This window comes from Janibacter indicus, assembly GCF_900176385.1.
Classification (GTDB): Bacteria; Actinomycetota; Actinomycetes; order Actinomycetales; family Dermatophilaceae; genus Janibacter; species Janibacter indicus.
Genome location: NZ_FWXN01000006.1, coordinates 11039 through 37105 on the forward strand (window position 1 = coordinate 11039; position 26067 = coordinate 37105).

Sequence of the window (26067 nt, forward strand, 5' to 3'; positions counted from 1 at the left end):
ATCCTCCCGCCCGACGACGTGCACCCGGAGCCCCGATGACCCCCACCGCCGTACCGATGGACTTCACACCGGAGATCGCTCCGGTGCTCGACAGCCTCACCGTCTCAGCCCTCGTGGCCCTCGTGCCGCTGGTGACGATCTTCGTCACCCTCGGTCTGCTGAAGTGGAAGGCGCACTGGGCCGGCCTGACCGCCGTGGCGGTCGCGATCCTCGTGGCGGTCGTCTTCTTCGGGATGCCAGCCCACCTCGCCGCGCTCGCGGCGACCGAGGGCGCCGTCTTCGGCCTCTTCCCCATCATGTGGATCGTCTTCACCGCGATCGTCCTCTACGAGGTCACGGTGCGCTCGGGTCACTTCGAGGACCTGCGCGCGACCTTCCGGCTCATCTCCGACGACCCGCGGATCCAGGCGATCATCATCGCCTTCTGCTTCGGCGCGCTCCTCGAGGCCCTCGCCGGCTTCGGCGCCCCCGTGGCCATCACCGGCGTCATGCTCATGGCGGTGGGCTTCGCCCCCCTTCGCGCCGCCACGGTCGTGCTGCTGGCCAACACCGCCCCCGTCGCCTTCGGGGCCATCGCCATCCCGATCCTCACCGCCGGCAACCTCACCGGCATCCCCTACGAGGAGATCGGTGCCTACGTCGGCCACCAGGCACCGATCATCGCCATCTTCGTCCCGCTGCTCCTCGTCTTCATGGTCGACGGGCGAAGGGGGGTCCGCCAGACCTGGCCGGCCGCCGTCGTCATCGGCCTCGCCTTCGCCATCACCCAGTGGGTCTCGGCGACGTGGATCTCGGTCGAGATGACCGACATCATCGCCTCCCTCGTCTCGCTCGCCGTCGCCGTCGCCTTCCTGCGGACCTGGCAGCCGACCGGCGGTGACGAGGCCACCGAGTCGCTCCAGGTCGAGCGGGAGCAGCAGTTCGCCCTCGCCGGGGCCGACGGCCCTACGACCGGCGGCGGGTCGGCCGACGCCTACCAGATCACGCCCGAGGAGCTCGACTCCCAGGCCCGCGCCCTCACGCCGCGCCGCATCGCCTGGGCGATGTTCCCCTACGTCCTCGTCGTCGCCGTCTTCTCGATCGCCAAGCTCGTGCCGGCCGTCGACACCTGGCTCACGGGGACCAACGTCAAGATCCCCTGGCCCGGTCTGGCCGGTGAGGTGCTCACCCACGACGGCAGCGTCAACGCCTCGGCGACCTACTCCTTCTCCTGGCTCTCCTCCCCCGGCACCATGCTCCTCGCCTGCGCCGTCGTCGTGGCCCTGGCCTACGGGATCGGCTTCTCCGGCCTGGCCGCCGAGATGAAGGAGACCGCGGTGAAGATGCGCTGGGCCTTCGTCACCGTCGCCTCGGTCCTCGCCCTCGCCTACGTCATGAACCTCTCCGGGCAGACGATCACCATCGGTGCCTGGATCGCCGGGACCGGAACCGCCTTCGCCTTCCTCAGCCCCTTGCTCGGGTGGCTCGGCACGGCGGTCACCGGCTCGGACACGAGCGCCAACGCGCTCTTCGCCACCCTGCAGCAGAGCGCCGCCGAGCGGGCGGGGATCGACCCGACCCTGCTCGTCGCGGCCAACACCTCCGGAGGAGTCGTCGGCAAGATGATCAGCCCGCAGAACCTCACGATCGCGGCCACGGCCGTCGGTCTCGTCGGCCAGGAGTCCGCCATCCTGCGCAAGGTGCTCCCCTGGAGCATCGGACTCATCGTCGTCATGTGCCTCATCGTCGGCCTGCAGTCGACAGTCCTGTCGTGGATGCTCCCGTGACCGCGCCGGCCCGCACCGACCTCAAGGTCGCCCTCTTCGCCACGTGCTTCAACGACACGATGTGGCCGGAGACACTCAAGGCGACCGTGCGGCTGCTCGACCGGCTCGGCTGCCGCGTCGACTTCCCGATGCAGCAGGCGTGCTGCGGCCAGGCCCTCACCAACACCGGCTACGGGCGCGACGCCGTCCCGATGGTGCGCCGCTTCGTCGACGTCTTCGAGGGATACGACGCCGTCGTCGCCCCCTCGGGGTCGTGCGTCGGTTCGGTCCGCGAGCAGCACGCGACGATCGCCCGGCAGGCCGGTGAGGACCGGCTCCTCGGCCAGGTCCAGCAGGTGGCGCCCCGGGTCCACGAGCTGTCGGAGTTCCTCGTCGACGTGCTCGGCGTGACCGACGTCGGCGCCTGGTTCCCGCACCGCGTCACCTACCACCCGACCTGCCACTCCCTGCGCATGCTGCGTGTCGGCGACAAGCCGCTGCAGCTGCTGCGTGCGGTGCGGGGGATCGAGCTCGTCGACCTGCCGGGGGCGACGGAGTGCTGCGGCTTCGGCGGCACCTTCGCGATGAAGAACTCCGACGTGTCCGTCGCCATGGGGGCCGACAAGTGCCGCAGCGTGCGAGCCACCGAGGCGGAGGTGCTCGTCGCGAGCGACAACTCCTGCCTGGCCCACATCGGCGGGATGCTCGGGCGGCAGCGCTCCGGGGTGCGCCAGATGCACCTCGCCGAGATCCTGGCGTCGACCGAGGAGGACCCGTCATGAGCACACGCACCCCCGGTGGCCCCGTGCAGGCGACCTCGCCGACCTTCGTCGGCATGCCCGCCTTCCCGGAGGCCGCACGCGGCGCGCTCGCCAACACCCAGCAGCGCAAGAACCTGCGCCACGCGACGCACACGATCCGCGACAAGCGCGCCGCAGCCGTCGCCGAGGTCCCGCAGTGGGAGGCCCTGCGGGTGGCCGGCGCCGAGGCCAAGGACGAGGCCCTCACCCACCTCGGCGACTACCTCGAGCAGCTCGAGGCATCGCTGACGGCCCGGGGCGCGACCGTCCACTGGGCCCGTGACGCCGCCGAGGCCAACCGGATCGCCCTCGAGGTGGTGCGGGCCAAGGAGGCCGACGAGGTCGTCAAGGTCAAGTCCATGGCGACCCAGGAGATCGAGCTCAATGAAGCACTCGAGGAGGCCGGGGTCCACGCGTGGGAGACCGACCTCGCCGAGCTCATCGTCCAGCTCGGCCACGATCGCCCCAGTCACATCCTCGTCCCGGCGATCCACCGCAACCGCAGCGAGATCCGTGAGATCTTCCTCCGCGAGATGGCTGCGGTCGGCCGCCCCGCGCCGGAGGAGCTCACCGACGACCCGGCGGCTCTCGCCGAGGCCGCCCGGCTGCACCTGCGCGAGAAGTTCCTGCGCGCCCGCGTGGGGATCTCGGGGGCGAACTTCGCCATCGCCGACACGGGCACCCTCGTCGTCGTCGAGTCCGAGGGCAACGGCCGCATGTGCCTGACCCTCCCCGAGACGCTCATCACCGTCGTCGGGATCGAAAAGGTGCTGCCCACCTGGGACGACCTCGGCCCGATGATGCAGCTGCTGCCCCGCTCGAGCACCGCCGAGCGGATGAACCCCTACACGACGATGTGGACCGGAGCCCACGAGGACGACGGCCCCCAGGACGTGCACGTCATCCTGCTCGACAACGGACGCAGCCACGTGCTCGCGGACACCGTCGGCCGAGAGGCGCTGCGCTGCATCCGCTGCTCGGCCTGCCTCAACGTCTGCCCGGTCTACGAACGCACCGGTGGCCATGCCTACGGCTCGGTCTACCCCGGCCCCATCGGCGCGGTGCTCAACCCACAGCTGCGCGGCACGACCAGCGAGGTCGACCAGTCGCTGCCCTACGCCTCGAGCCTGTGCGGTGCGTGCTTCGACGCCTGCCCGGTGCGGATCAACATCCCGGAGTTGCTCGTGGAGCTGCGGGGCCGGGTGACCGAGCAGGAGGGACACGCCGCCGAGTCCGCCGCCATGCGCGCCGCCGCGTGGGTGCTGTCCGACCCGCGCCGCCTCGCCGGGGCGCAGCGAGCCGCCGGGCTCGCCGGTCGTCTCATCGGCGACCGCACGGTCCGATCGGTCCCGGGGCTCGGCGCGTGGACCGACGCCCGCGACCTGCCGACACCGCCCACCGAGTCCTTCCGGCACTGGTGGGCCCGCGAGAGGAAGGACGAGCGATGAGCGCACGCGAGGAGATCCTCGCCCGCGTCCGCGGGGCCACCGCCGACGTCACGACTGCGGCGGGATTCACGCCCCGCGAGCCGATGCGCGACCGGGGGCCCGTCGACGCCCACGGCCTGACGCAGTTCGCCGAGACGGTCGCCGACTACCGCGCCGAGGTCGTGCACGCGACCCCGGCGGGCGCGGCCGAGGCGATCACGACGGCCCTGACCCGGCACGGCTGCAGCAGCGTCGTCGTCCCGACCGGCCTCGAGGCCGAGTGGGTCGACGCGATCGCCACGGTGGCGCAGGTGCACCGGGAGGCCGAGACCCCGACCCATGCCTCCCTCGACGCGATCGACGGCGTCGTCACGGGCGCCGCGCTCGGGATCGCCGAGACGGGGACCATCGTGCTCGACCACGGGCCGGCCCAGGGCCGGCGCGCGATCACCCTGGTGCCCGACACCCACGTGTGCGTCGTGCGGGCCGACCAGGTCGTCGCCGACGTGCCCGATGCCGTCGCACGTTTGCGCCCCGGCGCCGAAGGCGCCCGACCGCTCACGTGGATCAGTGGCCCGAGCGCCACGAGCGACATCGAGCTGCAACGGGTCGAGGGTGTGCACGGCCCCCGCACGCTCGTCATGGTCCTCGTCGCCGACGCGCCAGACTGAGCGGGGCCGGGGCGCCACACCCGCGTGGCGCCCCGGCCCCGCCGTGCTCGGGCAGACCCGCTCAGCTCGGGTCGACGCGCACCGCGCCGACCCCGGACTCGAGGATGATCCGGCGGTTCGCGCTCGGGTCGCTGCCGAGGGAGTTGGCCACCTCGGCGGCGCCGTTGCCGGTGTCGACCCGGTAGCGCACCGTGTCGGGCACCCGCACCACGAGCTCACCGACCCCGACCCGGGCCTCGACGACCCGCGGCGGCTCGACGGCCTCGTACTCGAGTGCGCCGACCCCGACCTCGGCCTCGAAGCGCTCCCCCGTGGCCTCGGAGACGGTCACGTCACCGACGCCGACCTGCACGTCGAGGTCACCCGAGGTGCCCTCGACGGTGACCTGCCCGACGCCGTGCTCGATGTCGAGCTCGGTGTCGGCGGGCACGACGATGAGCCAGTCGACCTCGCACACCGTCCCGAGACCGGGGCTGGGGCAGTGCGACGTCACCCGGGTCGCGCCGCTGGAGGTGCGCACGGAGTTGCGCGGTTCGCGCAGCCCCCAGGTGCTCGTGGCGACGGCCCGGGGCGACTCACCCGGCTCGGCGGCCCGCACCCGCACGTCACCGACGGCTCCCTCGAAGTCGAGCTCGCCTGCCGCAGAGAGCTGGTAGTCGGTCGTCTCCGACTGCTTGAGCATCGGGCCGAGCAGGCTCAGCCCGGCCCCGGCGACGAGGACGGTGGTGACGAGGAGGGCGATGACCCGGATCGCACCGACGGGCGTATGCGAGGGCGCCGGCTCCGCCGCGAGCCGGACGGACTCGACGCGGCGCTCCTCGCGCTCGCGGGCGGCATCGGTCAGGTAGCGATCGCGCAGCTCGGGGTCGGTCGGCTCGCCCGGACGGGGCGGTAGCGGCGTGGTGGTCATGGTCAGTCCTCCTGGTCGAGCCAGCGGAGGACGGCGAGCACCCGACGGTGGTCGCCCTCGGCCGGCGGCAGGTCGAGCTTGGTGAAGATCGACGTGACGTGCTTCTCGACCGCCCCGTCGGAGACGTAGAGCTGCTTGCCGATCGCGGAGTTGGTCCGCCCCTGGGCCATGAGGTCGAGCACGTCGCGCTCCCGCGGCGTGAGCGCGGCGAGCGGGTCGGCGTGCCGGGCGCGGGTGAGCAGCTGGGTGACGACCTCCGGGTCGAGGACGGTGCCGCCGCCGGCGACGTCGCGCAGGGCGGCGATGAAGTCGCTCGTGTCGGCGACGCGGTCCTTGAGGAGGTACCCGACCCCCTTCGACCTCGCCGCGACGAGCTCGGTGGCGTACTGCTCCTCGACGTACTGCGACAGGACCATGACAGCCGTCTCGGGGTGCTTGTCGCGCACCGCGAGCGCCGCGACGATCCCCTCGGAGGTGAAGGTCGGGGGCATCCGCACGTCGACGACGACGAGGTCGGGCCGGTGCTCGTCGACGGCTTCGATGAAGCTGTCGGCGTCGGGGCAGGCGGCCGCGACGTCGAAGCCGGCGGACGTCAGCAGGCGCACGATCCCGTCGCGCAGCAGGACCGAGTCCTCGGCGAGCACGACCCTGGTCGCGGGCTGGGTGGTCTCGAGCTGGACCGTCTCGTCGGTCATGACAGGCTCCGTCCGGTGCGAAGGGGGAGGGTCGCGGTGAGCGTCGTCGGCCCGCCGCTCGGGGAGGTCACCTCGAGGGTGCCGTCGACGGCGGTCACCCGCTGGCGCAGCCCGGTCAGCCCGGTGCCGCGGGTCGGGTCGGCGCCGCCGCGGCCGTCGTCGGTGACGGTGGCCGTGAGGCGCTCGTCGTCGGTGGCCACGACGACCTGGGCGTGCTCGGCACCGGAGTGCTTGGCGACATTGGTCAGGGCCTCGCTGACGACGAAGTAGGCGATCGCCTCGGTCGTCGGGTCGAGGCGGCCGACGTCGTGGACCTCGACCGAGACGGGCACGGCCGAGCGGGCGGCCAGGGCCGGCAGCGCCGCCTCGAGGCCGCGGTCGGCGAGGATCGGCGGGACGATGCCGCGGGCGACGTGGCGCATCTCGACGATGGCCTCCTTCGCCGAGCGGTGGGCCTCGTCGACGAGGACGGCGGCGCCCTGCGGGTCACGGTGGATCGCCTCCTTGGCCATGCCGAGGGTCATCGCGATCGAGACCATCCGCTGCTGCGGCCCGTCGTGCAGGTCGCGCTCGATGCGGCGCCGCTCGGCCTCGACGGAGTCGACGGCCTCCCGGCGCGACTCGCTGAGCGTGTCGACACGGGCGGTGAGGTGCTCGACGACCTTGCGCTCGTCACGGCCGAGGAGCCAGCGGGCGAGCATGACGTCGACCGAGGTCAGGCCGTGGGCGACCAGGGGCATGAGCAGGAGGGTGACGAGCGAGATGGTCCACGCGGTCGCCATCGCGATGACTCCGTCGACGGGGATCCATCCGAAGAGCGAGATCCCGCTGTCGGGCAGGCGGTTGCCGAGCAGCGGCACGAGGAGCATGAGCAGCGCCTGGGCGAGGACGAGCAGCGTCAGCCACCCCATGAAGGTGCCCTACAGGCCGTGCAGCGCGAGGTAGGCGGTGCTGCGCCAGGAGTGGACGTCGAGGAAGAGCCGGCGCCACCACGGCTGCACCCGCCGCGCCGGCGGCTCGACGCGGCGCCCGGTCAGCGCGACGATCCGGTGCCGCTCGACGTGACCGAAGACCCCGCACAGCCACACGAGCGGCACGAGCAGGACGAGGCCGATGCCGCCCGCCGTCACCAGGACGAGGGCGGTCAGGACGAGGCTGACGAGGACGATGGCGCCGATCGAGGTCAGCGTGCTCGTCACGAGGAGCAGCACGCTGCCCCAGCCGGCGAGCCACCGCCGCGGGAGGCTGATCCGCTCGAGGGGCGGGGAGATGGTCTGCGTGGTCACCTGACCAACCTAGGGATCCGCGGCGTCGCGGTCTGCCCAGTCCTCCCCCGAGACGAAGGGGGGACATCCCCCCTTCGCCCGTGGATCAGGCGTAGGAGCGGGCGATCTCGACGCTCTGGCTCACGTAGCCGCCGCCGAAGACGATCGCGTGGACCATGACGGGGAAGAGCTGGTGCAGGCCGACGCGCTCCTGCCAGCCGTCGGCGAGCGGCGCGGCCTCGTCGTAGGCGGCGATGATCCGGGCGATGTGCGGCGCCGTGAAGAGCAGCAGCATCGCCAGGTCGGTCTCGGCGTGGCCGCCGTGCGCGGCCGGGTCGATGAGGACGGGGCCCTCGCGGGTCCAGATGATGTTGCCCGCCCAGAGATCACCGTGGAGACGGGCCGGCGGCCGACCGTCGTCGAACTCACCGGCCACGAGACGGTCCGCAACCCGCTCGAAGAGGGCGCCGTCGTCCTCCCACAGGCCCTTGGAGCGCCCGAGCTGCAGCAGGTGTCGGATGCGCTGCTCGCCGAAGAACTCACCCCAGCGCTCGGTCGGCTCCAGCGGCATCGGCAGCGGGGAGTCGGCCGGGCCGATGAACCCGTGGCTCGTCCACCGCGCCGGCGGCGCGCCGAAGGCCGGTGCCCCCGCCGCGTGCGTCGCCGCGAGCGCCACCCCGAGCCCGTCGGCGTGGAAGTTCGTCGACGGCCCCGCGTCGTACTGCAGCAGGTCGATGTGGTCGAGGTCGACGTCCTGCAGCTGCGCGATGCGGGCGCCGCCCTGCTCCTGCGCCTCGGCGAGCCAGAGCAGCCCGGCCGCCTCCCACGAGGAGTAGCCGCGTGGGGCTGCCGAGGTGTCCTTGCGATAGGTGCGGGGAGGTTTCACGGGTCAAGGGTGCCACCTCGCCCCCCGGCTCAGGACTCCGCTCAGCGCAGGCGCGGCAGGGCCCCGGTCTCGTCGACGGGTGCGGCCGTCGAGCGGGAGCCGACCTTGATCGGGCCGGTGGCACCGGCGGAGGTCTTGCCCTCGCCGGCGATGGCGACGGCCACGGCGTCGGCGACATCGGGGTGGAAGACGCTCGGGATGATGTAGGAGGGGTTGATCTCCTCGTCCTTGACCACCGCGGCGATCGCGTCGGCGGCGCGGATGAGCATCTCGATCGTCACGTCCTCGGCGTGGGCGTCGAGCAGCCCGCGGAAGACGCCGGGGAAGGCGAGGACGTTGTTGATCTGGTTGGGGTAGTCACTGCGACCGGAGGCGACGACCTTGGCGAACTGCGCCGCCTCGGCCGGGTCGATCTCGGGGTCGGGGTTGGCCAGCGCGAAGACGATCGGGTCCTCCGCCATGTTGTCGCGGATCCACTCGGCCTTGAGCAGGTTGGGCGCCGAGACGCCGATGAAGACGTCGGCACCCTGCAGGCCGTCGGCGAGGTCGCCGCGGACCTGGCGCGGGTTGGTCCGCTCGGCGAGCTCGCGCTTGGCGCCGGTCAGGGACTCGTCGTCGGACGACAGCAGGCCCTCGCGGTCGTAGACGACGACGTCCTTGGCCCCGGCGGCGAGCAGCAGCGTGACGATCGCCGAGCCGGCGGCGCCACCGCCGGAGACGACGATGCGCACCTGCTCGAGCCACTTGTCGACGACGCGCAGCGCATTGCGCAGGGCGGCGAGCACGACGATCGCCGTGCCGTGCTGGTCGTCGTGGAAGACCGGGATGTCGAGGCTCTCGCGCAGCCGGCGCTCGATCTCGAAGCACCGCGGGGCCGCGATGTCCTCGAGGTTGATGCCACCGAAGCCGGGCGCGATCATCTCGACCGCGCGGATGATCTCCTCGGTGTCCTGCGAGGCCAGGCAGATCGGCCAAGCGTCGATGTCGGCGAACTGCTTGAACAGCGCCGCCTTGCCCTCCATGACCGGCATCGCGGCCTCGGGCCCGATGTTGCCCAGGCCGAGGACCGCCGAGCCGTCGGTGACGACGGCGACGCTGTTGCCCTTGACCGTCAGGCGGCGGGCGTCCTCGGGGTGCTTGGCGATCGCCGACGAGACCCGGCCGACGCCGGGGGTGTAGGCCATCGACAGGTCGTCACGGGTCTTGAGCGCGACCTTGGAGCTGACGGCGATCTTGCCGCCGAGGTGGAGCAGGAAGGTGCGGTCGGAGACCTTGTGCACCTTGACCCCGTCGATCGCCTCGACGGCCTCGACGAGGTCGTCGGTGTGGTTGACGTCGAAGCCGGAGCAGGTCGCGTCGATGACGAGCCGGTCGTGTCGCGAGTCGGCGATGTCGACGGCGGTGACGATGCCGCCCTGCTCGGCGATCGCGGTGGCGATGCGGCCGACGACGGCATAGTCGGGCGAGGTGTGCAGGCGGATGGTGATGGAGTACGACGAAGGGGTTGCTGCGGGCATGTGAGCAGTGTCTCACCGCTCCCCGCTCCTTCATCGCTCGGCCTCAGGTCAACGGGTGGGCGCCCCTGCGGAACCCGCGCGCGTACGCGTCGAGCAGCTCACCCGACGACAGGTGCGACATCTGGGTCCCGAGCCTGGCGAACACGACGGGGTCGTCGAGCACGCCGGCCACCGCCCGCGCACGAGCCGCGGTGAAGGCCCGGCGTGACAGTGCACCCAGGCGATAGGCGCCGGCCAGGTCGAGCACGTAGTCACAAGCCTCCAGCGCCGCCAGGTCGCCCCACGCCTCCTCCTCGTAAGGGCCACGAGACCCCGCGGCCAGGATCTCGTGGAGGTCCACGGCGTCCTTCGCGTTCTGGACGTGCCGATCGCGCCACGCGAGGACCTTGAGCGCTGCCTGCATCTCGATGCTGGCGACCTTCACCGTCACCCCCTCAGCCAGAGCGACCACGTCCGGCCCCCGCATCGCCTCCGCGAGACCGACGACGTCCAGCACGCTGCCGTCCCCGAAGGCCACCCGACCGTCCCGTTCCACGCCCCCGAAGGGGACGACGTCGACCTCGACGCCGTGGATGACCACGGTGTGCACGCGCCGCGCCCTCTCGAAGACCGACAGGAACTCCGCGAGCGCCTCTCCCCGCGGCACGGCCACCGCGATGTCGACGTCGTGCGTGGCCCGGGGTGGACGCTCGCCCAGCGGTGCATGGACGCACAGATCTCTCGCGGCGGCGCCGATGAGGACCATGGGCAGCGAGAGCTCCCGCGCCCTGTTGTCGAGGACCTGCACGACGTCCACGGGGACGTCGTGCTGATCACGTCCGAGGCTGAAGACGCGTGCCATGCGACCGCCACTCCTCGGCGAGGTGCTCGCCCCTCGGGTCCTGCAGCGCGAGCAGGTCCGCGTAGACCACCGGGCCGGGCGCCAGCCGGTGCGTCGGTCCGCCCCTCCCGAGCTCACGCTCGGAGCCGGGAGTCCAGACCGGGCGCCGCACCGTCACCGTCCCGTCCGGGTCAGGGCGGAGCCTTCCGGCCGTCACAGCGGGACCCACCGAGTCACGGACGTAGAGGTCGAGCGTCACCGGGGCGATGTCGTACCCGGCCGCTCGCGCGGCGCTCTCGCCCGACAGGGTCACGTCGCCGTCGGCGAGCGCACGCACGACGTCGTCCGGGCGCAGGCGCGTCGAGTACCGCCCGACGAGCGCGTCGTCCCGGGGCCCGGCCAGGTAGGCAGCCACCCAGCCGTCGTACAGCCGGCGCCACCGGCCTTCGTCCGGGGTGTCACTCGCCCGGTAGCCCTGCTCACGCAGGTGGGCCATGACCTTCTGGACGCTGCCCAAGGACACCGTCGTGCGGGCTTGCACCTCGCGGAGGGGCGCCTCGATCAGCCGGGGCTCCTCGAGGACGGCGAGGACGACGGGCAGGCCCGCTCTGGTGAAGAGCGGCGACGCCTTGCGGACCGATCGCGCCACACCCTCGCGAGCACGTCGACCTCGGACGTCGACGAGGACACCCGCCCCCCTCAGATGGGCATTTCCCGCGCTGTCGACGTATTGGACACCGCGCGCTCGCAGGAGATCCCCGACGGCTGGAGAGATGTGGTCGCTGATGAGGAGGCCCTCACCCACCTGTGCCGCCAGGAGCGCGGCCGTGGAGGGCCGCAGCCCACGCTTGACCTCTACCGGGTACCTGACCTCACGGCCATCGAGCCGCACCACGGCATACCCATCCGGCCGGAGGTCGCCACGCTGCTCCCCCGCCGACGGGGGCTCGACCTCCAGAGCGACGCCGAGCTCGCGCAGCGCGACCACCGTCGCGTCGACGACCTCACGCTCCCAGTGCCCGGCGTTCAGAATTTTCATGTGTTCACGCTACGCGAAACCCTCCTCAATGTGAACATTATGGCGGGGCGACGCGCCGATCGCCGAATCTGGCGAGATATCCCCCTTCGCCTAGACAGCCGGATACGGTCGCATCGTGGACCCGATCACCAACCCCTACGCCCCCGGCGCCGGCCAGCGCCCGCCCGAGCTCGCCGGCCGCGACGAGCAACTGACGCGCTTCGACGTCGTGCTCAAGCGGATCGTCGCCGGCAAGCCGGAGCGCTCGCTCGTGCTCACCGGCCTGCGCGGGGTCGGCAAGACCGTGCTGCTCAACCAGCTGCGTTCCGCCGCCGTCCGTGCGAAGTGGGGCACCGGCAAGCTCGAGGCACGGCCCGACCAGGGGCTGCGCCGCCCGCTCGCCAGCGCGCTGCACCAGGCGGTCCGCGAGCTCGGCCACACCCAGGCAGAGGAGGTCGAGCACGTCCTGGGCGTCATCAAGTCCTTCGCCCAGCGCGACGCCAAGCCGGGCACCAAGCTGCGCGAGGTGTGGAACCCCGGCATCGACGCCCCGGCGATCAAGGGACGCGCCGACTCGGGCGACATCGAGATCGACCTCGTCGAGCTCTTCACCGACGTCGGCGGGCTGGCAGCGGACCTGGGGCGCGGCGTCGCGGTCTTCATCGACGAGATGCAGGACCTCGGCCCCGAGGACATCTCGGCGATCTGCGCGGCCTGCCACGAGATGAGCCAGACGGGTCTGCCGCTCATCGTCGTCGGCGCCGGCCTGCCGCACCTGCCGTCGGTGCTGTCGGCGAGCAAGTCCTACAGCGAGCGGCTCTTCCGCTACCAGCGCATCGATCGGCTCGCCCGCGAGGAGGCCGACCGGGCGCTCACCGCGCCGGCCGCCGACGAGCTCGCGGAGTACGAGCAGGCCGCGCTCGACGCGCTCTACTACGCGACCGGCGGTTACCCCTACTTCATCCAGGCCTACGGCAAGGCGGTGTGGGACCAGGCACCGCAGTCGCCGATCCGCGCCGAGGACGTGCGCGTCGCCTCCCCCGAGGCCGAGTCCGAGCTGGCCGTCGGCTTCTTCGGCTCGCGCTACGAGCGCGCCACGCCCGGTGAGCGCGAGTACCTCAAGGCGATGGCCGATGTCGCGGCCGAGATCGCGGCGAAGGGGGAGGAGAGCCTCGACGACATCGAGTCCGTCCTCACCTCGGCCGTGGCCACCTCGCTCGGCAAGAAGCCGCAGTCCCTCTCCCCCGCCCGCGACGCGCTGCTGAAGAAGGGGCTGATCTACTCGGCCGAGCGCGGCCGGATCGCCTTCACCGTCCCGCACTTCGGGCGCTACCTGCGGGATCAGACGTGACCGAGCGTGGGCGCGGCACCGAGCCGGAGACCGTCTTCGAGGCACACCCGGGGCTGCGGGACTTCGCTCGTCTCGGAGGGTGCGTCACCCGACCAATCGGGTTCATCGTCGGGGCTTTCTTCATCGTCCTCGGGCTGACGGGCGTCATCCCCTACGACCCCCTGCGCGACTGGTGGTGGACCCTCCTCATCCTGGCGGGCGCGGTGGTGATGGCGACCGTCATCCCGAGGTCCTTCATGCAGACGGCGGAGCTCAAGCTGCGCCAGCCCTTCGTCGAGATCCACCCGGACGCGATCTCCTACGTCGGCAGCCGGATCCCGGACTTCGCCATCCGCGCCGTGCTGCGGGCGGACCTGAACGAGTACCTGGGCGATCACTCGCGCTGGCAGCGGGGCGACACCTTCTACGTGCTCGTCCGTCGCGAGCAGCTGGGGTTCACCCGCGACGACGGCATCATGCGAACCAAGAGGGGCCAGATCGACATCGCCATCGACGAGGCGCTCGACCCGGTCCGCATGTCCCGGGCGGTCATCGCCCACCTCGAGGCGACGGGCACCCCCTTCGTCGACTGCGGCACCGACCTCGGCCAGCTCGTGGACGCAGCCAAGCGCTACGACCGGTCCTGACCCACCGCCGACGAAGGGATCGCCGTGCCCAACATGCCTGCCGCCGAGCGCCGGGTGAAGCTGCTCGAGGCCGCCTACCGCGTGATGTCCGAGGGCGGGGTGGCCGCGGGGACGACGCGGGCCATCGTGCAGGAGGCGGAGATGTCGCTGGCGGCCTTCCACTACTGCTTCGACAGCCGCGAGGAGATGCTGCGCGCGCTCATCGTCGACCTGTCCGAGCGTGAGCGCGGCTCGGCCCGGCTGGCCCTGGCGGCTGCCGAGGCAGGCACCGTCACCGACCTCGCCGGCACGGTGCGGATGGCGCTGCTCGGCTACCTCGACCACCTCGAGCAGCGCTCCGGCGAGGAGCTGCTCCTGCTCGAGCTCAACCACCACGCGCTGCGCACGCCGGCCCTGCGGGAGCTCGCGACGGAGCAGTACCGCGGCTACTACGACGGGATCCAGCAGCTGCTCGTCGGCATGGCCGAGCAGACCGGCGTCCGGTGGCGGGTGGGCCCCGAGCAGGTGGCCCGCCTGGCCGTCACCCTCACCGACGGCCTGACGACGACCTGGCTGGCCGACCGCGACTCCGCGGCCGCGCGGCAGACCACCGAGACGATCGCCGAGATGGTCGCGGGGCTGGCGGCACCGGCCTGACACGATGGCGCTGTGCGCGCCGTGGTCATCGAAGACGTCCGAGCCCAGCCCGAGGTCAGGGAGGTGTCGGCCCCCTTCGCCCCTCACGGTGGGGTGGTCGTCGACGTGCGGGCGACCGGCCTGTGCCGCAGCGACTGGCACGCCTGGGCCGGCCACGACGACGCAATCACCTGGCCGCACGTGCCGGGCCACGAGCTCGCCGGCGTCGTGAGCGCGGTGGGTGCCGGTGTGCAGCGGTGGCGGGTCGGCGACCGGGTGACCGTGCCCTTCGTCTGCGGCTGCGGACGGTGCTCGTGGTGCGCCGACGGCGACGCGCAGGTCTGCCCCGACCAGGAGCAGCCCGGATTCACCCACTGGGGGTCCTTCGCCGAGCAGGTCGCGCTGCACGCGGCCGACACCAACCTCGTCGCGCTGCCGGAAGGGGTGGACTTCGCGACCGCGGCGAGCCTCGGCTGCCGCTTCGCCACCGCCTACCGGGCCCTCGTCGCCCGCGCGCGCCTGACGAAGGGGGAATGGGTCACCGTCGTCGGGGCCGGCGGCGTCGGTCTGAGTGCGGTGATGATCGCCCGGGCGCTCGGTGCGCGGGTCGTCGCGGTCGACCGCAACCCGGCGGCGCTGGCCGTGGCGGCCGAGCTCGGGGCGGAGCACACCGTGGTCGCCGGCGGTGACGTCGTCGGGGCCGGGGTCCGGGGCGGTGACGCGCGTGAGGCCGGCGCAGACGGCACGGACGTCGCGTCCACGGTCATGGAGCTGACCGGCGGCGGGGCACACGTCGCCGTCGACGCCGTCGGCAGCGAGCAGACCTGTGCCACAGCGCTGCTCAGCCTGCGGCGGCGCGGTCGGCACGTCCAGGTCGGGCTGCTGCCGCCGGTCGACGGTCACCCGCGGGTGCCGATGGCGCGGGTCATCGGGTGGGAGATCGACGTGCTCGGCAGCCACGGCATGGCTGCCGTCGACTACCCCGGGATGCTCGCGCTCATCGAGTCGGGCGCCCTGGCGCCGCAGCGCCTCGTCGAACGGGTCGTCGGGCTCGAGGAAGCTGCGGCGCTGCTGCCCGGCTTCGACACCGCGAGCGTCGCGGGGATGACGATCATCGACCCGTCACGCTGAGGCGCGGACAAAATTCGCTGCGACACGGCCCCCTTCGGCCCGTAGCGTGCGCCCAACGGAAGGGGCACCATGCGCACACTCACCTACTACGTCGCGTCGACGCTCGACGGCTTCATCGCGGGACCGGACGGCGGTGACCCGAGCACCGAGGACTTCATGGCGGTGACGCCGGACCTCGTCGAGTTCATCGCGACCCACTACCCGGAGACGCTGCCGGGGCCGGCCCGCGACGCGATGGGCCTGACCGAGCCCGGCCGGGTCTTCGACACCGTGGTCGAGGGGCGACGCTCCTACGAGATCGGGCTCGCCGCCGGCATCGACGACGCCTACCCCCACCTGCGGCACCTCGTCGTGTCGACGACGCTCGGTGAGGCGCCCGCGGCGGCGGTCGAGGTCGTCGCCGGTGACCCGCTCGCCCGGGTGCGCGAGCTCAAGGCCGAAGACGGTCTGGGCATCTGGCTCGTCGGTGGCGGCCGTCTCGCGCACACTCTCCTGCCGGAGATCGACCGACTCGTCATCAAGCTCAACCCCTCGGTGGTCGGCTCGGGGGTCCCGCTCTTCGACGGGGGCTTCACGCCCACGCTCTTCGAGACGGTCGACGTCACCTCGCTACCCGGTGGGGTGCAGGTGATCACCTGCGAACGCCGGGGCTAGCCCACCCCGCAACCTGCATTGCCCTACGGCAATGCAGGAGCCCGGGCCCCAAAGCTGCATTGCCGTAGGGCAATGCGACATCACCGGCCCCCACCTCAGGGCCGCAGGGGGCATGCCGCGGCGCCCGACCCGGACGAGGGTCGGGCGCGGGGCGCGACCGCTACAGGTGCCAGGTCACCCCGTCGTCGCGGACCGTGCACGACAGCTCCTGCGCGTGCACCCGCGTGTGGTGCCGCTCGCACAACAACGCCGCATTACCGATGTCGGTGCGGCCACCCAACGACCAGTACTCCACGTGATGGGCATCGGTCCAGTGCGCGGGCATCGTGCACCCCGGGAAGGTGCAGCCCCCGTCACGCAGCCACAGCAACCGCTTCTGCCCCGGGGTGAAGAAGCGCGTGGCGCGGCCGAGCTCCAGCGGCTCACCATCGCTGCCGAGCATCACGGGGATCACCCCCGCCTCACAGGCCAGCCTCCGCACGCTCGCCGGCGAGAGCACCGCCCCCGAGGCCGTGACCCCACCGGCGTGACCGCCACCGGCCACGCCACCAGCACCCAGACCCACCGCGGCCGGGCCACCCGCACCGTCACGGTCGGGAGCGGGGTCCGTCGAGCGGTACCCGAAGGGATGCGCGTCGCTGAGGGGCACGCCCGTCGGCCCGAACGCACCGCCCGGGCGTCGTGAGCCGCACACGCCACACGTGCCATCGGTGGCGGTCAGCAGCGAGGACATCGAGATGGTCACCATCACCTGCGCCTTGTCACTCGTGCCCACCTCGCCCGGGCTGGACACCCCACGACCCACGATCGACACCAGGGCATCGGCACGGCGCCGCGCCGGCGGCCTCGGGTCACGCTCGCCGTCAGGACCCTTGACCGGCTTCGACAACCCCGCCACCGCCGCATCGACGATCGCCGCGCCCTCCGCATCGAGCACCAGCTTGTAGCGCGTCAACCCACTCGCATCGGTGTGACTCGTCAACGACCGCGCCGACCGCGCCCGCTCGTCATCCGCCGCCAGATCCTTGGCCGGACGCAACATCCGCGTCGTCTGCGTGATCGCCGTCGCCAGCTTGCGCTCGTCGAGCCCCGGGACCCGGCTCGAGATCCGCCCACCCGGCCCGGTGCGCACGACCTCGTCACGGGCCGCACCGAGCAGGACCCCCAGGTCCGCCTCCAAGAGCTCGGGGTCAGCGACCCGGCACACGCCCTCGTGGAAGCGCACCAACTGATCAGCCTTGCCCACCGACAGTTGGCCGCCCTCGACGCAGGCGAGCACCCCGGCGAGGCCGACCGGCTGCGGCCGCTCACCCCACTCCCCCGCGGCTGGCTGCGTCTCCCCGGCCACCTGCTCAGGCGCGTCCGGACGAAGGGGGGCGCCGCCCCCTTCGTCATCGTGCGTGGTGTCGACGAGCGCGGACCCGGCCCGCAGACCCGCCCTGGCCACCCGCACCACCGCAGCGACGTCCCGCACCGCCGGCCGCGGAGCGGTCCGCCCCTCGCTCACCCCGACCCAATCGGCCTCCGACCACGACTCCTGCCCCGGCACACCCCGCGAGATGCCCTCACGCACCAACGCCACCTCGGCCGCCTCGAGCACCGCCCGGGCCCGACCGATCGCCGCCAACCCCTCCGCCAGCTCCTCGTCCGGCGCCTGCCACAGCCGCGGCGCCTCCAGCGAGGCCATCGTCATCGCGCGCACCGAGTCCCGCAGGCCCGACACGAGCCCCAGACCCTCCCACTGCGTCGCCACTGACATGCTTCGATCATACGTTCGAAAGACCCGACTCGGGAACCCCCTGAGCCCTGTGAATTCAAGGAACTTCGCCGCTGGTCTGGGGAGAAGTCGGCCACCGGTCGGGCGGTCGAGAACGGCCTCACCCGAGCAAGGGTGCGCAGCGGCGCACCGGTGTCGACGTGGACCCGACCACCCATCCCGTCACGCTGTCACGCCGGCGCCGCCCGGGTCGTCAGATGGGTGACAGCATCGACAGCAGAGGTGAGGGACATGGACCCAGCACAGCAGGCAGAGGACTTCGAGGCGGAGCGCCCACGGCTCGTCGGCCTGGCCACGCGCATCCTCGGCGACCACGCCGAGGCCGAGGACGTCGTTCAGCAGGCCTGGCTGCGGCTCCACGGCACGGACACCGACATCAAGTCCCTCCCGGCATGGCTCACGACGGTGACGACCCGCCTGTGCCTCGACCGGCTCAAGTCACGAGCTCCGGTGCAGCACAGCGACATCGAGCCGGGTCAGGTCACGCCGGACATCGCTGACGACGTCGTCCTCGCGGACACCGTCGGCGTGGCGCTGCAGGCCGTGATCGACCGCCTGACCCCCGGCGAGCGGGTCGCCTTCGTGCTGCACGACAGCTTCGGCTTCGACTTCGCGACGATCGCCGCGATCCTCGACACGACGCCGGCCGCGGCACGCAAGCTCGCCTCGCGGGCCCGGGGCAAGGTGCGGGGCCAGGGGGCTGAGAGGGCAGACTGGGCGGTCGTCGACGCCTTCATGGCGGCCGCGCGCGAGGGCGACTTCGACTCCCTGCTGCGGCTGCTCGCACCAGACGCCACGATCACCGCCGACGCCGCCGCCGTCGCGAGCGGCACGCCCGAGCGGGTCGACGGGCAGCGGGAGATCGCCGAGTTCTTCAACGGCAGCGCCCACGCGGCCCTCGCCGTGCTCGTCGACGAGCGGCCCGGCGCCGCGTGGTTCCACCGCGGCGAGGCCAGGGTGCTCTTCGACTTCGACGTCGTGGACGGCGTCGTGCAGGGCATCACCTTCCGCGCCGAGCCCGAGGTGCTCGAGCGGGTGCACCGCCGCGAAGACACCCGGCGCTCGTCCTGAGGTGCGAGGCCCCTTGTCACATCCGCACTCCCCCGATCGTCAACCCCACGAGACCCACACACGAGAGGATCACCCCATGAAGACCATGACCTGCCAGCAGCTCGGCGGCCCCTGCGACCTCGCCCACCGCGGCGAGACGCACGACGACGTCATCAACGCCCAGGACCAGCACCTCAAGGCGATGGAGAAGGCTGGCGACGCCGCGCACCAGCCCGCCCGCGACGAGATGAAGAAGCGCTGGCGCCGCCCCCGCAAGGCGCTCGGTTGGTACAACGAGATGAAGCAGACCTTCGCTGCCCTGCCGGAGGACTGAGCCGGCCCGGCCCGGCCTCCCTCAGGGGCGCGAGCGCCCCACCAGCACCATCGCCCCGGCGCCTCCCAGTGCGCCCACCGCGTACCAGAGGAGGTCGACCGGGGCGAAGGTCGTCCCGAGCACCCAGCGCAGCTGCGGCACCCGCGCCGGCAGACCGGTCAGCTGGGCCAGCTCGACGACCACGCACAGCGCCAGGGCCACCCCGGCCACGACGAGCGGGCGCGGCGTCTCACGACTCGGCCACAGCACGCGAAGGGAGAAGACCGCCGCCATCGCGTAGAGGACGCTGCCGGCTGCGTCGGTCCACGCCAGGTCACGAAACCCTTGCAGGGCGAGCCCACTCGCCACGACGACGGCCAGCAGGACGAGGGTGGGGAGGCGTCGCACGGGGTCACCTCAGCACGCCGTGCTGGCACCCCGCTGTGGGGCCTCCCGCTGCACGATCCGATACCCGCGAGTAGGTTCGCGCCATCGGAACACCAATGGCGGTGCGCCCCGGGGGGTGGCACTCCGTCGAGGAGGAGCCCCATGTCCGCACAGTCCACCCGCCGCGCCGTGATCGCCGGGGCAGGAGCCGCCAGCGCACTCACCGCGCTGCCGACCGCGACCGCCGACGCCAAGCACCGGCTGGCCGTACCCGAGATCTTCCGCGCCCCGAAGAAGGTCGCCTCGCACATCGACGTCATCGTCATCGGGACCGGCTTCGGAGGCAGCGTCGCCGCCCTTCGGCTCGGCCGTGCCGGCGCCACCGTCGCAATGCTCGAGCGGGGCTCCCGCTGGCCCCGTGACCCGTGGCGGCGCATCCACCCCGGCGACATGGTGCTCGACGGCCGCGGCATCTGGCACAAGCGCTCCTTCACCAACCTCGTCGGGATCCCGCAGCCTGTCGACCGCTTCGGCGGCGTGCTCGACGACACCACCTACGAGCACCTGCGGGTGTGGCGGGGCGCGGCCGTCGGCGGCGGCTCGATCGTCTTCACCGGCGTGCTCCTCGAGCCGCCCAAGGAGTACTTCGAGCACCTCTTCGGGGACACGGTGAGCCAGAACGAGATGCACCGCACCTGGTACCCGAGGGCTCGCAGGATGCTCCGGGCCTCGCCGATGCCACGTGACATCTACGGCAGCGCGCCCTTCGGCCACTCCCGGCGCTGGGACGCGAATGTCCGCGCGGCCGGCTACACCCCCGAGCCGCTCGACGGCATCTGGGACTGGGACGTCGTGCGGGCCGAGCTGCAGGGCCGCTCGCGGCGCTCGGCCACCATCGGCGAGAGCAACTACGGCAATGCCAACGGCGCGAAGTGGGATCTCACGCTCAACTCCCTGCCGCAGGCCGAGGCCACCGGCAGGGTGACCGTGCACCACTGGCACGTCGTCGACCCGCATCGGCCAGGACGCCCGAGGCCGCTACTCCGTCGACCTGCGCGTCGTCGACCCCACGGGCGAGGTCCTCGAGACCCGGACGGTCACCTGCGACCGCCAGGTCCTCGGCGCCGGCAGCATCGGCACCTCCGAGCTGCTCGTCCGTGCCCGGGCCGAGGGCACCCTCAAACACCTGGACGACTCCGTCGGTGAGGGCTTCGGCACGAATGGTGATGCCGCGATGGTGCAGTTCATCTCGCTGTCCAAGGGGCTGTCGCAGGGATCACCCTCGGCGTCGACCACCCTCGACGCGAGCCTCGACATGCCCGCGCGGATGGAGAACTGGTACGCCCTCGGCGTCCAGGTCAACGCCGGCATCATCGGGTCGCTCGGCATGGTCATGGACCCGCAGCGCGCGAGGTTCGTCCACAGCGCCGCCAAGGACGACGTCATCGTCGACTGTCCCGAGGACGGCAACAAGGCGTCCGAGGAGGCGCTGCGCGAGATGCAGAACAAGGTCGCCAAGGCCGCGGGAGTCGGAGTGGGCGCGCCCGTCCTCGGCGTGCCGGACGTCGGGACGAGCTTCACCGCGCACCCCCTGGGCGGCGCCGTCATCGGCAGGAGCACCGACGCCTACGGCCGGGTCAAGGGCCACCCCGGTCTCTACGTCATGGACGGCGCCGGCATCCCCGGCAGCACCGGCACGGCCAACCCCTCGCTGACCATCACCGCGCTCGCCGAGCGCAACATCGCCAAGATCATCGCCGACGGGCGGTGACCGCCTCCCGGGTCGGTCACGCTTCGCGGGTCGGTCACCCCGAGAGCACGGCGACGCCCGGGCCGTCGAGGTCGGCCCTCGCCACGTCACGCCCCGAGATCGCGAGCAGCAGCGCGAGGGCCGGCCCGGCGACCTCCGGTCCGTCGCCGAGGGTGAGGTCGAGGTCGGTGGCTCGCAGCGTCACCCGCTCGGCGGTCTCGCGCGAGCCGCCGACCGAGGCCGGGGTCCGCGCCTGGTAGCGCAGCGCGCCCTCGATCGCCTCGGCGGAGTAGTCGTGCCAGATGCCGAGCGGGCGCCGGATGTCCTCGCCGTGGACGACCTCCTCGACGAGCCGGCTGTCGACGTGAGCCAGCCGGGTGGGCGGCCCGGTGCGGCGCGCAGCGACCTCACGCAGGCTGCTCAAGGTCTCGCGCGGCGTCGCCCCGCGGTGCCGGTCGACGCCCTGCTGGGTCATCCGCTCGAAGTCACCCCGGGCCCGCACCATCCCCCGCACGAGGCCGAAGGGCGTGGCCAGCGCGTTGGCGACGAGGTGCGCCGCGACGTCGTGGACGCTCCACCCCTCGCACAGCGACGCCGTGCGCCACTGCTCGTCGTCGAGCCGCTCGAGATCGGCGGCGAGCGCCGCGCGCTCCCCGTGGACGAGGTCCCACACATCGGTCATGGCCTCACCCTGACACGGCGGTCCGACACCCCGCACGACGAAGGGAGGTGCCCCGGCCGTGTCGCCGGGGCACCTCCCTTCGGGGAGCGATGGATGGGTCAGTGGACGACAGGTCGTCCCTGGAGCACCCGCCACGTGTAGGCCGTGCTGATCGCGAAGAGCGGGGTCGTCAGGATCCCGCCGATCCCGCAGGTGAAGCACGTGATCACGAAGATCACGACGATGGCGATGAGCGCGTAGAGGAAGGTGTCGGCGAAGTTTTCCTTGACGAAGGTGAAGCTCGCCGAGACCGCCTCGGTCGCACTCTTGCCGTCGAGGACAGCGGCGTTGGTGTAGTACAGGAAGAAGAGCACGACGATCAGGCCGATGCAGAACACCAGAAGGCCGAGCAGGGAAGCGAGGAAGACGAGGATCGCGGCGAGCAGCGCCTGGCCCCACGGAACCCGGGAGAACATCGCCCCGAACTCGACGCGGCCGGTGTCGACGACGTCGAGGGCGCCGCGCAGGAGGGCGATGCCGAGGATCCACTGGATGGCGCCGCCGATCAGCTGGCCGCTCAGCTGGAGCAGGGAGGAGCCGAGCTGGCCCGCATCGCTCACCCCGTCAGGGTCCATCGGGTCGGGGTTGAAGACCTCCACCCCTCCGCTTGCCATGCCGAAGATGAAGGGGATCCCGACCGAGAGCACGGTGATGATCGCCCCCATGCCGAGGAAGGGGCCGATGTTGGCGGTGAACTTCCCCCAGGCGTACTCGATGGCGGCCATGGGGCTGTAGGGCCCCATGGCCGGCGCCGGTCCGCCACCTCCCGGCGGCACGGGCGGCATCCCGCCACCCGCGTACCCGCCGCCGTAGGGCGGCTGACCACCGGCACCCGGGGGGGGCGGTGGAGCGCCGTAGGGCTGGTTGCCACCGGGCTGGGCACCGCCGTAAGGCTGGGCGCCGCCGTAGGGCTGCCCGCCTCCCGTCGAGTCACCGGACCCGGGAGGCGGCGGCTGCTGTGGCGGGTAGGGAGGTTGGCTCATGCCCATACCCCATCGCAGATCCCCCGCCACGGCAAGCGTTTCGGAGGAACTGGCTCGGCGTGGCTCGGGCGGGGCCCACGAGTGCCGGGGGGCCGGATCACCCCTCGACGAGCAGCTCCCGGGTGACGTCGGCGATCGTCGCCGCGCCCACCAGACCCATCGTCAGATCGAGCTCGGCGAGCACGTTGTCGATCACCGCGCTGACCCCGGCCGCACCGTCGAGCGCGAGCCCGTAGACGTGCGGCCGACCGAGCAGGCAGGCGTCGGCACCGAGGGCGAGCGCGACGAAGAGGTCCGCCCCCGAGCGCACCCCGCTGTCCATGAGCACGGTCGGCTCGGGCCCGACCGCCTCGCGCACTCGAACCAGCGCGTCGAGCGCCGCGATCGACCGGTCCACCTGTCGCCCACCGTGGTTGGAGACGACGACGGCGTCGACACCGGCGTCGAAGGCCCGCCGCGCATCGTCCTCGTGGAGGATCCCCTTGAGCACCACGGGCAGCCTGGTGCGCTCGCGCAGGGTCGCGATGTGCTCCCACGACAGCGCCGGTTGGAGTAGATGTCGAGGAAGGTCTCGACCGCCGCCCGCGGCTCCGGCGAGCGCAGGTTGTCGCGGACCCCGCCGGGGTGCTCGCGGCTCATCGAGAGCAGGGTGCCGACTCCCCCCTTCGCCGCACGGGCCGCCTGCAGGGGCTTGCGCGGGTCGATCCCGAGGGACTGCGCGGCGCGCGCCCCGGCCGAGAGCCGCTCGCGGACCAGCTCCATGAAGCGGGGGTCGGACGTGTACTGGGCGATGCCCTGGCCACGGGCGAAGGGGAGCGACCCCAGGTCGAGGTCCTGCGTACGCCACCCGAGCATCGTCGTGTCGAGGGTGACGACGAGCGCCTGCCCTGTCCGGCTCGCTCGCCGCCTACGCCGTCTCGACGATCGTCTGCGCCGTCATGTCGGTGGCCTCCCGCGAGGAGCCCTTCGACTTCGCCCTCATCTCCCGGCGGACCGGTGACTTCACCGACGACGAGGCGGCCGACGCCCAACCCGCCGGCGACGACGACCCCGACCTCGAGCCCGCTCGCGCCTGACCCGGAAGGATCCACATGTCGATCTCTGCACTGACCCTCTACATCCTCATCTGGCCCGCGATCGTCGCCCTGGTCCTCGCCGTCATCTGCATGGCCTTCTACAAGGAGTGGCGCGCCGCCAAGGACGAGGGGCGCCGGATCATCTGACCGGTGAGGTCCTCGACGCGCCACACTGGTGGCATGGCAGCGACGACGCGCCCCGCCGGACCGGCCGACGCCCACCTCGTCGGGTGGCTGCTCCACGACTTCAACGTCGAGTTCGACGAGGAGACGACACCGAGCGCCGCAGACTTCGCCGGGCGCTTCGAGCACCTGCTGACCCGCGACGACGTGCTCGTGCTGCTGGCCGAGGAGGGCGCTGCGACAACGGGCTTCGCGTACCTCACGCTGCGCCCGACGCCCTACTACGACGGGCTGCTCGGCCAGCTCGAGGAGCTCTACGTCGTGCCGGAGCTGCGCGACCAGGGCATCGGCACGGTCCTGCTCACCACCGCGGTCGAGCGCATCGTGGCGAAGGGAGCCGCGGAGCTGCACATCAACGTCGACGAGGTCGACGTGGACACGCGCCGCTTCTACGAGCGCCACGGCTTCGTCAACGTCCACCCGGGCGCCGACTACCGCATGCTGTGCTACCTGCGCGAGCTGTGACCCCCGTGCGCTCGTCGGTCGTAGGGCTCGTCGCGACGATCGCGCTGACCCTGACCGCGTGCACCAACCCCGCGCCGGAGGCCGACCGGTGGCAGCCGGTCGACCTCCCCGGGGCTGGGCGGGTGGTCACCCTGACCGGGGCGGATGACGGGCTGCTCGTCGGCCGCTACGACGACAGCGCGCAAGAGCGGGCGTCGCTCACGGTCGTCGGGCCGGACGGCAGCAGCCGCCCGGTCGCGATGGAGACCCGCTGGGAGTGGGCCGGGCGGGAGGCGGAGCTGCTGTCCGTCAGCGAGCGCGAAGGGGAGGTCGTCGCCGTCGGCGGTCACCGCGCCGGCGCGCACGGCAACGTGCGCTGGACCGTGTGGAGCGGCGACCTCGACGAGGTCGTCGAGCAGCCGCAGCGGTTCGAGGTCTTCGGCGGCTGGGACGCTGGCGGGCTCACGGGCACGGCTCTCTCGCAAGCCGGTCCGGTGATCCTCGGCAGCTGGGCGGCGCGGAGCCGGCAGGGCCTCGACGTGGCCGTCTGGACCCGCGACGGCGACCGGTGGGCCCGACCGACGCGTCCGGGGACTCCTCTGGCGGCGACCGCCACCCGCCAGCCCTCCCCCGGTGCGGTCACCGACCTACCCGGAGGCGGCCTGCTGGCCGTGGGCTGGGTGACGGTGCTCGGCGACCGCATCCGTGACGAGGCGGTCCTGTGGACCGCCGCCGAGCCGGCCGGACCCTGGCGTGAGGTCTCGCTCCCTTCGACCGGGGCTGGGACCCAACGACCGATGGCGGTGGACTGCGCCGCCGACCACTGCGTCGTCGCCGGCAGCAGCGACGAGGACGTCGTCCTGTGGCGGGTCGCCCTCATCGACGACGGGCTGGCCCCGGCGCGGCCGCGGACGGTCCTGCCCGATGCCGTGCACTCGCCGGCGCCGACGATCCGGACGGCGGCCGGTGCGGTCGACACGGTCGCGCACAGCGAACCGGCGCGAGGCGAGCAACCCCGGACCACGCGGGTCGTGCGGGTGGAGGCAGGCGCCGAGGAGCTGCCGGCCACGGAGCTCCCGGGCCGGCTGGCCGCGATCGCCACGGAGCCACGCGGCGCCGTGGTCGTCGCGACGACGACCGCCGACCGCACCCGCACCTGGCGCCGCGCCCCCTGACCTGTGCATTGCCCTACGGCAATGCGGCCTGAGGGGTCGGGAGGCTGCATTGCCGTAGGGCAATGCAGAGTTGGGGC

Annotated in this window: 30 protein-coding genes; 17 read left to right on the top strand and 13 right to left on the bottom strand. The window is 72.5% G+C overall.

Annotated features, from left to right (window positions below; all coding sequences use genetic code 11):
- Window positions 1-35: 35 nt before the first annotated feature.
- The 4 genes from B9B60_RS08070 to B9B60_RS08085 are packed head-to-tail and all read left to right on the top strand — an operon-like array spanning window position 36 to window position 4643.
- Window positions 36-1766, top strand: a complete 1731-nt coding sequence (locus B9B60_RS08070) for an L-lactate permease (RefSeq protein ID WP_083545914.1) — start codon at window positions 36-38, stop codon at window positions 1764-1766.
- On the top strand, window positions 1751-2527 hold the full coding sequence (locus tag B9B60_RS08075; RefSeq protein WP_407656465.1) for a (Fe-S)-binding protein: 777 nt from the start codon (window positions 1751-1753) through the stop codon (window positions 2525-2527). The genes B9B60_RS08070 and B9B60_RS08075 overlap by 16 nt, the downstream gene beginning before the upstream one ends.
- A complete protein-coding gene (locus B9B60_RS08080) occupies window positions 2524-3993 on the top strand; it encodes a LutB/LldF family L-lactate oxidation iron-sulfur protein (RefSeq protein ID WP_084450783.1) in 1470 nt (489 codons plus the stop codon). The genes B9B60_RS08075 and B9B60_RS08080 overlap by 4 nt, the downstream gene beginning before the upstream one ends.
- Window positions 3990-4643, top strand: a complete 654-nt coding sequence (locus B9B60_RS08085; protein ID WP_084450784.1) for a LutC/YkgG family protein — start codon at window positions 3990-3992, stop codon at window positions 4641-4643. Before B9B60_RS08080 ends, B9B60_RS08085 begins: the two co-directional genes overlap by 4 nt.
- Window positions 4644-4704: 61 nt before the next feature.
- Here the strand turns inward: B9B60_RS08085 and B9B60_RS08090 are convergent, their stop codons facing one another.
- From B9B60_RS08090 to B9B60_RS08125, 8 genes are all read right to left on the bottom strand, one after another.
- Complete coding sequence (locus B9B60_RS08090) at window positions 4705-5553, bottom strand: DUF4097 family beta strand repeat-containing protein (protein ID WP_084450786.1); 849 nt, start codon at window positions 5551-5553, stop codon at window positions 4705-4707.
- A 2-nt stretch (window positions 5554-5555) separates the two neighbouring features.
- Window positions 5556-6248, bottom strand: a complete 693-nt coding sequence (locus B9B60_RS08095; protein WP_084450788.1) for a response regulator — start codon at window positions 6246-6248, stop codon at window positions 5556-5558.
- Window positions 6245-7159, bottom strand: a complete 915-nt coding sequence (locus tag B9B60_RS08100; protein ID WP_084450790.1) for a sensor histidine kinase — start codon at window positions 7157-7159, stop codon at window positions 6245-6247. The genes B9B60_RS08095 and B9B60_RS08100 overlap by 4 nt, the downstream gene beginning before the upstream one ends.
- A 9-nt stretch (window positions 7160-7168) precedes the next feature.
- Window positions 7169-7534 carry a sensor domain-containing protein gene (locus tag B9B60_RS08105; RefSeq protein WP_084450791.1) on the bottom strand — a complete coding sequence of 122 codons (366 nt, stop codon included), beginning with the start codon at window positions 7532-7534 and terminating at the stop codon, window positions 7169-7171.
- An 85-nt stretch (window positions 7535-7619) separates the two neighbouring features.
- A complete protein-coding gene (locus tag B9B60_RS08110; RefSeq protein ID WP_200811189.1) occupies window positions 7620-8399 on the bottom strand; it encodes a fructosamine kinase family protein in 780 nt (259 codons plus the stop codon).
- 41 nt (window positions 8400-8440) lie between these two features.
- The gene (locus B9B60_RS08115) at window positions 8441-9916 is read right to left on the bottom strand and encodes an NAD-dependent malic enzyme (protein ID WP_084450793.1); all 1476 of its coding nucleotides are present in this window, start codon (window positions 9914-9916) and stop codon (window positions 8441-8443) included.
- 43 nt (window positions 9917-9959) lie between these two features.
- On the bottom strand, window positions 9960-10757 hold the full coding sequence (locus B9B60_RS08120; protein WP_084450795.1) for a nucleotidyl transferase AbiEii/AbiGii toxin family protein: 798 nt from the start codon (window positions 10755-10757) through the stop codon (window positions 9960-9962).
- Window positions 10729-11775, bottom strand: coding sequence for a type IV toxin-antitoxin system AbiEi family antitoxin (locus B9B60_RS08125; protein WP_084450797.1), 1047 nt, complete (start codon window positions 11773-11775; stop codon window positions 10729-10731). The genes B9B60_RS08120 and B9B60_RS08125 overlap by 29 nt, the downstream gene beginning before the upstream one ends.
- Before the next feature lie 115 nt (window positions 11776-11890).
- On the opposite strand from B9B60_RS08125, the gene B9B60_RS08130 reads away from it, so the two are divergent.
- The 5 genes from B9B60_RS08130 (at window position 11891) to B9B60_RS08150 (ending at window position 16131) form a co-directional block, all read left to right on the top strand.
- Entirely contained in the window at window positions 11891-13105 is a 1215-nt protein-coding gene (locus B9B60_RS08130; RefSeq protein ID WP_084450799.1) for an ATP-binding protein, read from the top strand.
- Window positions 13102-13731 (top strand): hypothetical protein, encoded by a 630-nt coding sequence (locus B9B60_RS08135; protein WP_084450801.1) that lies wholly within the window; start codon window positions 13102-13104, stop codon window positions 13729-13731. Before B9B60_RS08130 ends, B9B60_RS08135 begins: the two co-directional genes overlap by 4 nt.
- A gap of 33 nt (window positions 13732-13764) precedes the next feature.
- The gene (locus tag B9B60_RS08140; RefSeq protein WP_234993819.1) at window positions 13765-14367 is read left to right on the top strand and encodes a TetR/AcrR family transcriptional regulator; all 603 of its coding nucleotides are present in this window, start codon (window positions 13765-13767) and stop codon (window positions 14365-14367) included.
- A gap of 12 nt (window positions 14368-14379) precedes the next feature.
- Window positions 14380-15477: an alcohol dehydrogenase catalytic domain-containing protein gene (locus B9B60_RS08145; protein ID WP_084450805.1), complete on the top strand. Its 1098-nt coding sequence runs from the start codon at window positions 14380-14382 to the stop codon at window positions 15475-15477.
- A 69-nt stretch (window positions 15478-15546) separates the two neighbouring features.
- Entirely contained in the window at window positions 15547-16131 is a 585-nt protein-coding gene (locus tag B9B60_RS08150) for a dihydrofolate reductase family protein (protein WP_084450806.1), read from the top strand.
- Window positions 16132-16291: 160 nt separating this feature from the next.
- On the opposite strand, the gene B9B60_RS17500 is transcribed toward B9B60_RS08150, so the two are convergent.
- Entirely contained in the window at window positions 16292-17890 is a 1599-nt protein-coding gene (locus B9B60_RS17500; protein WP_234993798.1) for an HNH endonuclease signature motif containing protein, read from the bottom strand.
- A gap of 249 nt (window positions 17891-18139) precedes the next feature.
- Here B9B60_RS17500 and B9B60_RS08160 point away from each other — a divergent pair, with 249 nt between their 5' ends.
- Together B9B60_RS08160 and B9B60_RS08165 are read left to right on the top strand one after the other, a co-directional pair.
- Window positions 18140-18979, top strand: coding sequence for a sigma-70 family RNA polymerase sigma factor (locus tag B9B60_RS08160; RefSeq protein ID WP_084450807.1), 840 nt, complete (start codon window positions 18140-18142; stop codon window positions 18977-18979).
- Window positions 18980-19055: 76 nt separating this feature from the next.
- Window positions 19056-19292, top strand: a complete 237-nt coding sequence (locus B9B60_RS08165) for a hypothetical protein (protein WP_084450809.1) — start codon at window positions 19056-19058, stop codon at window positions 19290-19292.
- A gap of 21 nt (window positions 19293-19313) precedes the next feature.
- Here the strand turns inward: B9B60_RS08165 and B9B60_RS08170 are convergent, their stop codons facing one another.
- Entirely contained in the window at window positions 19314-19679 is a 366-nt protein-coding gene (locus B9B60_RS08170; protein ID WP_200811190.1) for a ribosomal maturation YjgA family protein, read from the bottom strand.
- Between the two features lie 141 nt (window positions 19680-19820).
- Between B9B60_RS08170 and B9B60_RS17305 the strand changes: the two genes are divergently transcribed.
- Both B9B60_RS17305 and B9B60_RS17775 read left to right on the top strand, forming a co-directional pair.
- On the top strand, window positions 19821-20864 hold the full coding sequence (locus tag B9B60_RS17305; protein ID WP_200811191.1) for an FAD-binding protein: 1044 nt from the start codon (window positions 19821-19823) through the stop codon (window positions 20862-20864).
- A gap of 28 nt (window positions 20865-20892) precedes the next feature.
- Entirely contained in the window at window positions 20893-21429 is a 537-nt protein-coding gene (locus tag B9B60_RS17775) for a GMC oxidoreductase (protein WP_200811192.1), read from the top strand.
- Window positions 21430-21463: 34 nt separating this feature from the next.
- Here B9B60_RS17775 and B9B60_RS08180 read toward each other — a convergent pair whose 3' ends face one another.
- From B9B60_RS08180 to B9B60_RS08190, 3 genes are all read right to left on the bottom strand, one after another.
- Window positions 21464-22090 carry a maleylpyruvate isomerase family mycothiol-dependent enzyme gene (locus B9B60_RS08180; protein ID WP_084450810.1) on the bottom strand — a complete coding sequence of 209 codons (627 nt, stop codon included), beginning with the start codon at window positions 22088-22090 and terminating at the stop codon, window positions 21464-21466.
- 98 nt (window positions 22091-22188) lie between these two features.
- Window positions 22189-23112: a DUF7847 domain-containing protein gene (locus tag B9B60_RS08185; RefSeq protein WP_143445503.1), complete on the bottom strand. Its 924-nt coding sequence runs from the start codon at window positions 23110-23112 to the stop codon at window positions 22189-22191.
- A gap of 97 nt (window positions 23113-23209) precedes the next feature.
- Complete coding sequence (locus B9B60_RS08190; protein WP_234993799.1) at window positions 23210-23959, bottom strand: alpha-hydroxy-acid oxidizing protein; 750 nt, start codon at window positions 23957-23959, stop codon at window positions 23210-23212.
- A 91-nt stretch (window positions 23960-24050) separates the two neighbouring features.
- Between B9B60_RS08190 and B9B60_RS08195 the strand changes: the two genes are divergently transcribed.
- From B9B60_RS08195 to B9B60_RS08205, 4 genes are read left to right on the top strand one after another with little or no spacing between them, the layout of a single operon-like run.
- Window positions 24051-24188, top strand: coding sequence for a hypothetical protein (locus B9B60_RS08195; protein WP_200811193.1), 138 nt, complete (start codon window positions 24051-24053; stop codon window positions 24186-24188).
- A gap of 15 nt (window positions 24189-24203) precedes the next feature.
- Window positions 24204-24335 (top strand): putative transporter small subunit, encoded by a 132-nt coding sequence (locus B9B60_RS17510; protein ID WP_234993800.1) that lies wholly within the window; start codon window positions 24204-24206, stop codon window positions 24333-24335.
- Between the two features lie 33 nt (window positions 24336-24368).
- Window positions 24369-24836 (top strand): GNAT family N-acetyltransferase, encoded by a 468-nt coding sequence (locus B9B60_RS08200; RefSeq protein WP_084450814.1) that lies wholly within the window; start codon window positions 24369-24371, stop codon window positions 24834-24836.
- 5 nt (window positions 24837-24841) lie between these two features.
- The gene (locus B9B60_RS08205; RefSeq protein ID WP_143445504.1) at window positions 24842-25990 is read left to right on the top strand and encodes a hypothetical protein; all 1149 of its coding nucleotides are present in this window, start codon (window positions 24842-24844) and stop codon (window positions 25988-25990) included.
- Window positions 25991-26067 lie beyond the last annotated feature (77 nt).